This window comes from Bradyrhizobium sp. Ken64 (assembly GCF_055807555.1).
On the sequence record NZ_JBVVPA010000017.1, the window covers coordinates 12,128 to 23,980 of the forward strand.

At 64.3% G+C, this 11,853-nt stretch carries 9 protein-coding genes; 8 read left to right on the forward strand and 1 reads right to left on the reverse strand.

What is annotated here, in order from left to right:
- Positions 1 to 37 precede the first annotated feature (37 nt).
- Positions 38 to 649 (forward strand): TetR/AcrR family transcriptional regulator, encoded by a 612-nt coding sequence (locus AC0L2F_RS25275; protein WP_473250254.1) that lies wholly within the window; start codon positions 38 to 40, stop codon positions 647 to 649.
- Between the two features lie 6 nt (positions 650 to 655).
- On the opposite strand, the gene AC0L2F_RS25280 is transcribed toward AC0L2F_RS25275, so the two are convergent.
- A complete protein-coding gene (locus AC0L2F_RS25280; RefSeq protein WP_473250255.1) occupies positions 656 to 1,318 on the reverse strand; it encodes a TetR/AcrR family transcriptional regulator in 663 nt (220 codons plus the stop codon).
- A gap of 213 nt (positions 1,319 to 1,531) precedes the next feature.
- Here AC0L2F_RS25280 and AC0L2F_RS25285 point away from each other — a divergent pair, with 213 nt between their 5' ends.
- The 7 genes from AC0L2F_RS25285 to AC0L2F_RS25315 all read left to right on the forward strand — a co-directional run bounded on the left by AC0L2F_RS25285 (position 1,532) and on the right by AC0L2F_RS25315 (position 11,846).
- Entirely contained in the window at positions 1,532 to 2,392 is an 861-nt protein-coding gene (locus AC0L2F_RS25285) for a sensor histidine kinase (RefSeq protein ID WP_063992434.1), read from the forward strand.
- Entirely contained in the window at positions 2,389 to 3,516 is a 1,128-nt protein-coding gene (locus AC0L2F_RS25290) for an efflux RND transporter periplasmic adaptor subunit (protein WP_473250256.1), read from the forward strand. Before AC0L2F_RS25285 ends, AC0L2F_RS25290 begins: the two co-directional genes overlap by 4 nt.
- Entirely contained in the window at positions 3,513 to 4,589 is a 1,077-nt protein-coding gene (locus AC0L2F_RS25295; RefSeq protein ID WP_473250257.1) for an efflux RND transporter periplasmic adaptor subunit, read from the forward strand. Before AC0L2F_RS25290 ends, AC0L2F_RS25295 begins: the two co-directional genes overlap by 4 nt.
- On the forward strand, positions 4,586 to 7,735 hold the full coding sequence (locus AC0L2F_RS25300; RefSeq protein WP_473250258.1) for an efflux RND transporter permease subunit: 3,150 nt from the start codon (positions 4,586 to 4,588) through the stop codon (positions 7,733 to 7,735). Before AC0L2F_RS25295 ends, AC0L2F_RS25300 begins: the two co-directional genes overlap by 4 nt.
- Positions 7,736 to 8,058: 323 nt before the next feature.
- Positions 8,059 to 8,283, forward strand: coding sequence for a hypothetical protein (locus AC0L2F_RS25305; protein WP_231171019.1), 225 nt, complete (start codon positions 8,059 to 8,061; stop codon positions 8,281 to 8,283).
- A gap of 324 nt (positions 8,284 to 8,607) precedes the next feature.
- Positions 8,608 to 10,182: an amidase family protein gene (locus AC0L2F_RS25310; protein ID WP_473250259.1), complete on the forward strand. Its 1,575-nt coding sequence runs from the start codon at positions 8,608 to 8,610 to the stop codon at positions 10,180 to 10,182.
- Positions 10,183 to 10,544: 362 nt separating this feature from the next.
- Positions 10,545 to 11,846, forward strand: coding sequence for an O-acetylhomoserine aminocarboxypropyltransferase/cysteine synthase family protein (locus tag AC0L2F_RS25315; protein ID WP_473250260.1), 1,302 nt, complete (start codon positions 10,545 to 10,547; stop codon positions 11,844 to 11,846).
- Positions 11,847 to 11,853: the final 7 nt, after the last annotated feature.

The window sequence follows — 11,853 nt, forward strand, 5'->3', positions numbered from 1 at the left end:
GCCCCGCACTGGATCGTCGTGCACACGTGAAAGGATCATGCAGGCTGCAATCACTTCGTACCGGCAAATCGGGTACCGTAAGACCACGGTCGCCGACGTCGCTCGCGGTGCATCCATGTCGCCGGCAAATCTCTATCGGTTCTATCCGTCACGCCATGCGCTCGAAGAGGCGGTCGTGACAGAGTTGCTTGAACAGGTGTCCATGGCAGCTGCAAGTGCAGCGCGCAGCGGCCGCTCGGGCCTGGAGCGAATGAGTGCGGTAATGAGTGCGGTTTCCCGGATGCATGAAGACCGGCTGGCAAACGACGTCCGATTGCACGAGCTAGTGGTCGCGGCAGGACAAGCGAACTGGGTAGCCTGCCTGTCTCACGCGGATCGGCTTCGCGGCGTCGTCCGTTCGATCATCGCGGCCGGGCAGCTGTGCGGGGAGTTTCGAGGCGGGAGTCCGATGGCGCTTGCCTGCTGCCTGCTGGACGCAATGGACGCCTACCTCAATCCGTCCTGTATCAAGGCGACCGCCCTTCGGCCAGCCTTCGGCGAGATGATGCGCTTTTGCGCGGGAGCGCTTGGTAACACCGCGTTCGCTAACAGCGTGCCCCCTCAACTCATCCACGTTCAGACCGATTTGCGCTACAAATCCGCCTGTTGAGCCAGCTCACGGCGTCCAGTCCGCTTCACAGGCCGCAAGGAAGAACCCGACCCGTTCGCGTACGAACGAGGGCAACTCCCGTCGCAGGTCTTTCGGTGTTTCACCCACCAGCGAGCGAAACAGCATCGGCAACAGGATCAGATCCAGAAAAATCTGCGCGGTGGCGAGGCTCCGCTTGCCGGTGAAGGGACCCTTGGGCGAGCGCGCAAGCTTCTGCGTCGTTTCATTCAAGAGCTGGGAAACGGCGCTGACGGAGCGATCTCGCGCGGCATCGTGGACGTTCCGGCTCAGCTCGGGGAAACGCTGCGCCTCGGCGATCGTGGCGCGAACCATCCCCAACGACTCTTCGATCACCTTCTCCACGATCGCGGTGCCGAGGTTCGAGAGCTTGTCATGAAGGGTGCGGCCCTCGGGCTCGACGCCTTCGAAATCGGTCAACCGGCTGATGGTGCGGGCCACCACCGCCGCGAACAATGCCTCCTTGCCGGGGAAATGCGCATAGATGGTCGGCTTGCTCGCCGGCGCCAGCGCGGAGATGTCGTCGATGCTGGCGCTACGATAACCCTTCTCGAGAAAGAGCTGCTGGGCTGCATCGAGAATCCGGACCTGCACGTCGCCGGCAAGGTCTTTGGTCGGTCTGCCCCGTTTCGGGGTGCTCTTCTTGGTCATCCGTCGGTCTCCCAATCACGAGTCTGTGCGCGCGCAGATCGCACTTGACATGCTCCGCCGAAAAAGGCAACAAAAAGAAAATATACGGTTTAGTTTATTTAATCGTCGCTGGGCCTGCCGGGACCTGCGACGGCCCTCCGGATGGTCGAGGCCGCAAGCGCGTTTGCGTTGGCCCGGCGACCGTCCGGTCCACCTCAGGAGATCACGGTGAATATGTCGAGCCCTGACCCGGACCGTCCACAACGCGGCATCCTGCTGCGCGAGTTGCGTCACAGGGTCGATCAGGGAATCGCCACGGCAATCGATCTGGTCTCGGCTGCGGTTGTCCGGGCCGAGGGGGCCGAAGCAAAGGCCGCCTTGAGCGACGTGGTCGAGCTGCTGCATGGGCACGCGGAGCTGCATCGGGCGCTGGCCATGCCGCGGGGCGAAGCCCTCAACGATGCCGCCACATACATTGGCAGACTTGGCTGCGCTCTGCGCCGGTCCTTGCTGGAGCGAATGGGAATCCGGCTGGCGTTCACCACCGAGTCCCTCCCGCTCCAGTCCGAGCGATGCTGGCGGCTTGGCCTGATCGTCCACGACCTCATCGTCAACGCAGCGAAGCACGCCTATTTCGACGCGCGTTCCGGCGAGATCAAGGTCAAGCTGTCGCGCATCGGCTCGGTGGCGAACTGCGTCGTGCTGGACAACGGCTCGCGGCCGGCGCGGGTGGTTCTGGGTCGCGAGCTCCAGATCAGCAATGCCCTTGCCAAGGAGCTCGGCGGACGGATCGAGCACGGCTACGCCGCCGAGTTCACCTCCGTCGTTCTTTCGTTTCACCTGAGCGAGCGGGAGCGCCAGGCGAGCTGGTCGATGGCGACGCGCCGCATGCGGTCGCCTCGCTCGCTGAAACTCAGATCGTCCGCGACGGCCGGCTTGAACTCCGGCCTCTCGGATCAGATCGAGCCGTCGGCCGCAATGCGAACGGATCCCAATTCGTCGTCAGCACGTCCGAATGAGCCGGACTCCTCCAGCAGGGGCCCGGACGTTTTGGGCAATCTACTGTCACCCTCTCACCGCATGGACGCGCTATGAACCCGCGCTATTTGAAGCACTCCCAGACCGGTCCAGCCGAACGCTTGCTGAAGCCCCTCGGCGGCTTCGCGCTGGCGCTTGTGGTAACCGCGCTCGGCGGCTGCGATGATCACGCCGCCATTGCCCCCGCGCGCGCCGCCTTCGTGCGCACGGAAATCGTGCAGCCGAGGGATCGGCAATCCTCAATCACCTTGACTGGTGAGGTCCAGCCTCGCTTCCGCGCCGATCTGTCGTTCCGTGTCAGCGGACGGGTGATCGCGCGCTATGTCGAAGTCGGGACCCACGTCAAGGCCGGCGAAGTGCTGGCCCTGCTCGATCCCGCCGAGCAAGAGGCCGATGTCGATGCCGCCGCCGCCGCTGTCCTTGCCGGAGAATCCCAACTGCGTGTGGCGAAGGCGACTTTCGAGCGCCAGAAGGCGCTGATCGCAAGCGGATTCACCACGCGCACGACCTACGACCAGGCTCAGGAGGGATTGCGAACTGCGGAAGGCGTGCTTGAAGCGGCACAAGCGCAGCTCGGAACCTCCAAGGACGCTCTCAGCTACACCGCGCTGCGCGCCGAAGCCGACGGCGTCGTCACCGCGCGCAGTCTCGAAACTGGTCAAGTCGTACAGGCTGCACAACCGGTATTGTCCCTGGCGCAGGACGGGGAGCGAGATGTCGTCTTTGACGTCTATGAGTCGATCTTCCTCGGTACTGCCGACGGCCGCAGCGTTTCGTTGGCACTGGTCTCCGATGCGGGCGTGACCGCAAGCGGCCACGTTCGCGAGGTTTCGCCGGCCGTCGACGCCAGAAGTTCGACCATTCGGGTCAAGGTGACGATCGAAAACCCGCCTGCCGCAATGACGCTTGGAAGCGCCGTCGCGGGCACCGTGAAACTAGAGGCCGAGCGGCAGATCGCATTGCCCTGGAGCGCATTGATGGCGACGGGCACCAGGCCTGCGGTCTGGACCGTCGATCCGGCAACGCGGGCCGCCGCGCTGAAGCCGGTGACTATCAGTGGCTACGAGGCCGGAGAAGTCCTGATCAAGGCGGGTCTCGATCCGGGCGAGCGCGTGGTCGTCGACGGCGGCAAGCTTTTGAGTGTGGGCCAGCCCGTGACTTATGAAGGAGACCCCTCATGACGAGCCGCGCAATCATTGTGGCGACCCCGCTTGCATGTGCGCTCGCGCTTGCCGGTTGCCAGCAGGAGACCAAGGCGCCGGAATCCGTACGGCCCGTCCAATCGGTGCTTCTCGAGGCGGACCACGCAGACGCTGCCGTCGCAGCGGGCGTTATCGAGCCCCGCTACAATACCGATCTCGGCTTCCGCGTGCTGGGACGCCTGACGAGCCGTCCGGTCTATGTCGGCGATCTCGTTAGCGAAGGTCAGACGATCGGCATCATTGACTCGACGGCTCTTGAGCTCGCCGTTCGCGCGGCCAAAGGTCAGCTTGCGAAGGCCGAGGCGCAGTTCGCCACCGTCAGGGCGACGGAGGAACGGCAGCGGACGCTCATCACCACCGACGCCACCACAAAGCAGACGCTTGATAACGCCGAGCAGGCGCGTGCCGGCGCCGAAGCAACGGTGGCGCACGAACAGGCGAATCTGACCAAGGCGATCGAGCAGCTCGGTTATTCGCAGATTAAGGCCGACTTCGCCGGCGTGGTCACCGCGATCGGGGCGGAAGTCGGCCAGGTGGTGTCCCCCGGCCAAAGCGTGGCGACGATCGCAAGGCCGGACGTTCGCGAGGCTGTCGTCGATATCGGCGAGGACTTTCCGCTGCCGCTGGAAGTCGGCCTGCCATTCACGGTCAGCCTGCAGCTCGTGCCGGCAGTTCAGGTGGAAGGCAGAATTCGCGAGATTGCGCCGCAAGCCGATCCGGTGACGCGCTTGCGCCGGGTCCGCATTGCGCTGAGGAACCCGCCTGACAATTTCCGCCTCGGTGCAACCGTCACGGCAAAGCTCGACAAGCAGCAGGGCCCGGTTCTGCGCCTGCCAACCTCCGCGGTGCTCGCCAAGGACGGCGCGAATTTCGTCTGGACGGTCGATCCGCGCGACAGCACCGCCTCGCTGCAAAAAATCGACGTGGTGGCCGACCAGTCGGGCGCACGCGTCACCGGCGGTCTGCCTCCCGGCGCGCGCGTCGTCACCGCCGGCATCCACAGCCTCAAGCAAGGACAGCAAGTCCGCATCGCACAGGATGACAAGCCATGAAGTCGTTCAACCTTTCCGACTGGGCGCTCAGTCATCGTTCGCTCGTCTGGTATTTCATGATCGCCTTCATGGCGGCGGGCCTTTTCGCCTATCTTCAGCTCGGGCGGCAGGAAGATCCCGACTTCACCATCAAGACCATGGTGATTCAGGCGCAGTGGCCGGGCGCTTCGCCTGAGGAGGTGACGCGGCAGGTCACCGACCGGATCGAGAAGAAGCTCGAGGAGCTGGAATCGCTCGACTACACCAAGAGCGTCACCGTTGCGGGCCAGACCACCGTCTTCGTTTATCTGCGCGACAGCACCAAGGCTGCCGACGTCAAGCCGACCTGGATCCGGGTCCGCAACATGATCGCGGATATCAAGGGTGACTTTCCGCAAGGAGTGATAGGGCCGGGCTTCAACGATCGCTTCGGCGACGTGTTCGGCAACATCTATGCGTTCACCAGTGACGGCCTGAACCAGCGACGGCTGCGCGATCAGGTCGAGGACGTCCGGGCCAAGGTCTTGACAGTGGCCGATGTCGGCAAGGTCGACATCCTGGGCGCGCAGGACGAGGTGATCTATCTCGAATTCTCCACCCGCAAGATCGCGGCTCTTGGTCTCGACGTCCACGCCATCATGAGCTCCCTCCAGGGGCAGAATGCGGTTGCGCCGTCCGGGGTGTTCCAGGAGGGGCCCGAGCGGATCAGCGTCCGGGTCAACGGCCAGTTCACGTCCGAGGCGAGCCTGAAGGCGGTCAACCTGCGCATCAACGATCGCTTTTTTCCCCTGACCGACGTCGCTACCATCACGCGCGGTTATGCCGATCCGGCGAAAACCTTGTTCCGGTACAATGGCGAGCCGGCGATCGCGCTCGCGATCGGTATGAAGTCCGGCGCCAATCTGCTGCATTTCGGCGAGGCGCTGAAGCAAGAGATGGCGAGAATTACGGCCGACTTGCCGGTCGGCGTCGGCGTTCACCTCGTCGCCGATCAGCCCATCGTCGTCGAGCATGCCGTGTCCGGCTTCACCGAGGCGCTGTTCGAGGCCGTGATCATCGTTCTCGGCATCAGCTTTCTCAGTCTCGGCATGCGCGCCGGACTTGTCGTCGCGATCGCGATTCCGCTGGTGCTCGCCATCACTTTCGTCGTGATGGCCTATGCCGGCATTTCGCTGCAGCGAATTTCCCTTGGCGCGCTGATCATCGCGCTGGGCCTCCTGGTCGACGATGCCATGATTGCCGTGGAAATGATGGTCGCGCGGCTCGAGATCGGCGATCCCCTGGAAAAGGCAGCAACGCACGTCTACACCTCGACCGCCTTCCCGATGCTGACGGGCACGCTGGTGACCGTCGCCGGCTTCATTCCGATCGGGCTCAACAACAGCAATGCGGGCGAATTCACCTTCACGCTGTTCGTGGTCATCGCCGTTTCGCTGATCGTCTCCTGGATCGTCGCGGTGCTGTTCACGCCGTTGCTCGGCGTCACCATCCTGCCAGCGAGAATGAAGGGCCACCATGAGCAGAAGGGGCGCGTGGCGCAGTTGTTCGCGCGTCTGCTGCTGTTCTGCATGCATCACCGCTGGGCCACGATCGGCGTCACGGTCGCGGCTTTTCTGCTGGCTCTGTTCGGCATGAATTTCGTGCCGCAGCAGTTCTTCCCGTCGTCCGATCGCGCCGAGCTTGTGATCGACTGGAATTTACCGCAGAACGCGTCGATCGCCGATTCCGATGGGCAGATGGCGCGTTTCGAGCGCGAACAGCTTCGGGGCAACAATTCCGTCGATCACTGGTCAACTTACGTCGGCATCGGTTCGCCGCGCTTCGTCCTGTCCTTCGACGTCCAGACCGCAAACAGCTGGTTCGGCCAGATGGTGGTCGTGACCAAGGGCGGCATCAAGGCGCGCGATCAGGTCAAGGCACGGTTCGAGGACTATCTGAAGAAGACGTTCCCCGGGACCGACACCTACGTCAAGCTGCTCGAAGTCGGCCCGCCCGTGGGGCGTCCCGTGCAATACCGCTTGAGCGGGCCTGACATCGCCAAGGTGCGAGATCTCTCGCAAAAGCTTGCTGGCATCGTGCGAAGCAATCCGGATCTCGGCAACGTCGTGTTCGACTGGATGGAGCCGGCCCGCGTCGTCAAGGTCGACGTGCTCCAGGACAAGGCGCGCCAGCTCGGCGTGACCTCGGAGGACATCGCTACCACCTTGAACTCCGTGTTCGAAGGCACGCCGATCACCCAGGTGCGCGACAGCATCTATCTCGTCAATGTCACGGGGCGGGCGACCGCGCCGGAACGCGCGTCCATCGACACGCTGCGCGATCTGCAATTGACCGGGCTCGGCGGTCAATCCGTGCCGCTCGGCGCCGTGGCCAACCTGCGTTACGAACTCGAGCAGCCGACGATCTGGCGGCGTGCGCGGATCCCCACCATCACATTGAAGGCCGGGATCGTCGGCGATGTGCAGCCCAAAACGATCGTGGATCAGCTCGCGCCGAAGCTGGCGGACTTCAGCAAAGCGCTGCCGGCGGGCTACTCGGTCAAGCTCGGCGGCTCCGTGGAGGAGAGCGCCAAGAGCCAGGCACCGATCGTGGCCGTCGTTCCGCTCATGCTCTTCGTCATGGCCACAGTCCTGATGATCCAGTTGCAGAGCTTCAATCGCTTGTTCCTGGTGTTCGCGGTCGCGCCGCTCGCCGTCATCGGCGTCGTCATGGCGCTGCTGCCGAGCGGTGCCCCGCTTGGCTTCGTCGCCATCCTCGGCGTGCTCGCCCTGATCGGCATCCTGGTGCGCAATTCCGTGATCCTGATCGTCCAGATCGAGGATCTCCGGAAGGAGGGGCGGGCGGCCTGGGACGCGGTGGTGGAAGCGACCGAGCATCGCATGCGGCCTATTCTGTTGACCGCTGCGGCCGCAAGTCTCGCGCTGATTCCGATCGCGCGCGAAATCTTCTGGGGCCCGATGGCCTACGCGATGATGGGCGGCATCATCGTCGGCACGCTGCTGACGCTGCTGTTCCTGCCCGCGCTGTATGTGGCCTGGTTCCAGATCCAGCCCGATCAAGGCGACCCATCCCCAACGCACGAGTCCACGTCGTCCATGCACGAGTTGTCTTCGCCGGAAATGATCTCTGTGCCCAAGCCGGTGCCGGTTCTCGAACCTCAGATCTAACAAGGAAAAGCACAATGCCTCCCAACATACCTCTGATGCTGGTCGTCAGCGCGACGCTAGCAACCGTGACGCTGTCGCCACATACGGCTTTCGCGCAGTTCCCTCCGCCACCCCCGATGGCCGGACCTCCGCCGATTGCAGCGGGTGGGCCGCCTCCGCTGGCAACCGGAGGTCCTCCGGCCTTCGCCGCTCGTCCTCCAATGGGGCCTGGCGGTGTGCCACGTGCCGGTCCGGCGCCTCGCCTAGGCGAGGCATCTGCGCCGCGCGGTGCTCTCGCCGCGGCTGAGCGTGCCGGCGCCGGTGGTGGTCACGGCGGACGGGCGGTGGCGAGTGCGGCACGCGGCACATCGGTCACCTACAACCGCTTCGAAGGCTACGGCCGCTATGGCGGATCCCGACAGGGCTATCGCGCCGCCGTTGCCGCGGGCGCCTATGCCGCCGGAGCCACGGCTGCCTACGCCTATAGTGGCGCAAGCTATGGCTATTCCTCGGAGACTGGCTGCTACTACGTCCACAGGCGCTACCGGCGCGTTCTCGTCTGCGATTAGCACGTTGCATCGCGGCAGATTCATATCGCCGGCCGGTGCGTGTCCAAGGCGTCAATAGGCAACACCGTAGGTTTCCACCTTTTGGACTGGAAAACAACTTACAGGTCAATGGCGATTGACTGACACTCTCTCCGCCAGCAGCCCCGTCCGGCCACCCCATACCTCCGGTCCCTCTCGCCCGTCCGCGACACCCTTCCATCGGCGATCGCTGCCGACATGGCGATGCTATGCGGCTTCGGCGCGATCGCTCGCCATGCAGAAACGCGCCTGTACACGGTCGCGTGACCTCCATAACTTCCCCGACGCAATGTGAGGAGATGCGACGTGGCGAAGAAGACGGCGACCAGGAAGAAAACTGCTGCGAAGAAGGCAGCGAAGACCTCCACCAAGAAAAGCGCCGTGCGCCAAAGCAAGGTTGCGAAGGCTGCAACCAAGCCCGTCAAGCAGGCCGCCGCGCGCAAACCGTCCGCACCACGCCGCCCAAAGGGTCCGGCCTGGCAATGGTCGGCGGTCGAGACCGCAGCCGCAATCCGCTCCGGCGCCATCTCCGCGGTCGAGACCGTCGAGGCGCATCTGGAGCGGATGCGGGCCGTCAATCCGAGGCTGAACGCCGTCGTCGTCGATCTCTCGGAGGAGGCGCTGGCTGCGGCGCATGCGGCCGACAAGCGGCGCGCCAAAGGCGGCGAGCTCGGCCTTCTGCATGGCGTACCGATCACGATCAAAGAGAATGTCGATTACGAAGGCCGTCCGAATTTCAACGGCGTTCCCGCCAACAAGGATCTCATCGCACCGTCGGATTCACCCGTGGTGCGCAACCTGAAAAAGGCTGGCGCGGTCGTCATCGGCCTCACCAACACGCCGGAATTCTCCTTCCGCGGCTTCACCGACAATCCCTTGCACGGGCTGACGCTCAATCCCTGGGATCCGGACATCACCTGCGGTGGCTCCTCGGGTGGTGCGGGTTCGGCGGTCGCCGCCGGCATCGGCACCATCGCGCATGGCAACGACATCGGCGGCTCGCTGCGCTGGCCGGCGCATTGCAACGGCGTTGCGACCATCAAGCCGACGCAGGGGCGTATTCCGGCGTTCAACGCGAGCGCAACCGCCGAGCGGCCGATGCTGGCGCATCTGATGTCGGCGCAGGGGCCGCTCGCCCGCCACGTCGCCGACGTCAGGCTCGCGCTGGAGGTGATGAGCCAGCGCGATCCGCGCGATCCCTGGTGGGTGCCGGCGCCGCTGGTGGGGCCGAAGCCGAAGGGGCCGATCAAGGTCGCGCTCGCCAGGATTCCTGAAGACATGGACGTCGATCCGCACGTCGCGGCGGCGTTGCGTCAGGCCGCCGATCATCTGGAGCGTTCCGGCTACCGTGTCAGCGAGGTCGATGTGCCCGACATCGACGGCGTCTGGCAGACCTGGTGCGACATCATCACCAACGAGACGGTGGTGATGCAGGAAGCCGGCATGCTGAAGGTGACGTCGGAAGACTTCCACAAGGCGTGGGGCGGCATGAAAGCCAAGGCCAACGTGCTCGACCTCAAGGCCTGGATGCAGGCGACCGCCGCGCGCAACGGTCATATCCGCGCCTGGCAATTGTTCTTCGAGGAATATCCGGTGGTGCTGGCACCGACCACGGTGAAGCCGACGCCTAGCCCGCGCGAGGACACAGTCAGCCCCGAGCGCGTGCGCGAGATCTTCTGGGGCGAGATCCGCTTCATCTCGGCGATCAACGTGCTGGGCCTGCCCGGCGCCGTGGTGCCGGTGGCAGTGCACGACGGCAAGCCGATCGGCGTGCAGCTCATCGCCGGGCGCTATCGCGAGGACCTCGCGCTCGATGCAGCGGCCGCGATCGAGAAGCGCGCCGGCGTGCTCGCCCATCGGCTGTGGGAGCAGATGGACTGACAGCGAGAGAAGGGTGTTTCCCTCCGGACGAGATCGGCCTGCATGGTTCGAGACGCCCGCCTTGGCGGGCTCCTCACCATGAGGGTCTAGAATCCGCAGTAAGTTGCGACCTCATCCTGAGGGCCCGCCGCAGGCGGGCGTCTCGAAGGATGGCCGCAAACGAGCTTTCGCCAAGTATCGTTTCATTAATCCAATTTGACTCGAATTTTAGCCAATTCCCCAACAAGTGTTAGGGTTACTTCCTCGATCTCTAGACGAATTATTGTCCGCTTTACCACCCGCCTCTAACAGAGGGACGGCGGACAACGCACATGCCTCATACAGGCCAATAAGTGCGGCCCGCTCCACGCGGAGGTGGCACGATGCGCAACGAGACGATCGCTATTCACGCCGGCTACGAGCCCGAAGCCACCACGCACGCGGTTGCCGTGCCGATCTACCAGACCGCGGCCTACGCCTTCGACAGCGCCGATCACGGCGCGGCGCTCTTCAATCTCGAGACCGAAGGCTATCGCTACAGCCGCATCGCCAATCCGACCAGCGCGGTGCTGGAGAAACGTATCGCCGAGCTCGAGGGCGGCGTCGGTGCGCTTGCGGTTGCGACCGGGCAGGCCGCGCTGCATTTCGCCTTCGTCAATGTCGCCGATCACGGCGGCAACATCGTTTCCGTGCCGCAGCTCTACGGCACCACGCATACGCTGCTCTCGCACATCCTGCCGCGGCAGGGCATCACCGGCCGCTTCGCCGAGAGCGACAAACCCGAAGCGATCGAAAAGCTGATCGACGAGAACACCCGCGCCGTGTTCGCCGAAACCATCGGCAATCCCGCCGGCAATGTCTGCGACATCGAGGCACTGGCGAAGATCGCCCACGCCCATGGCGTGCCGCTGATCGTCGACAATACCGTTGCAACCCCGATCCTGCTCAAGCCGTTCGACTACGGCGCCGACATCGCCGTGCATTCGCTGACGAAGTTTCTGGGCGGCCACGGCACCACGCTCGGCGGCGCCATCGTCGACTCCGGAAATTTCCCCTGGGCCAAGCACGCCGATCGCTTCCCCGGCTACAACAAGCCTGACGCGTCCTATCACGGCCTCGTCTATGCCGAGCGCTTCGGCAAGACGGCCTATATCGAGCGCGCGCGCAGCATCTATCAGCGCACCATGGGTTCAGTGCTGTCGCCGTTCAACGCCTTCCTGCTGCTCCAGGGCATCGAGACCGTCGCGCTGCGCATGGAGCGCCACTGCGAGAATGCCCGCAAGGTCGCCGAATTCCTGCGCAAGGATCCGCGCGTGGCCTGGGTCAACTACACCGGCTTCCCGGACAGTGCCTATTATCCGCTGGTGCAAAAATATCTCGACGGCAACGCCTCGTCGCTGTTCACCTTCGGCATCAAGGGCGGCATGGAAGCCGGCAAGTCCTTCTACGATGCGCTGAAGCTGATCACGCGCCTCGTCAATATCGGCGATGCCAAGTCGCTGGCCTGCCATCCGGCCTCGACCACGCACCGGCAGATGTCGGCGGAGCAGCAACGGGCCGCCGGCGTTTTGCCGGAAACGATCCGCTTGTCGATCGGCATCGAGCATTGCCAGGACATCATCGAGGACCTCGACCAGGCTTTGGAAAAGGCCTGCCCATCCGCGCGCCTCCAGGCCGCGGAGTAGGCGGCCG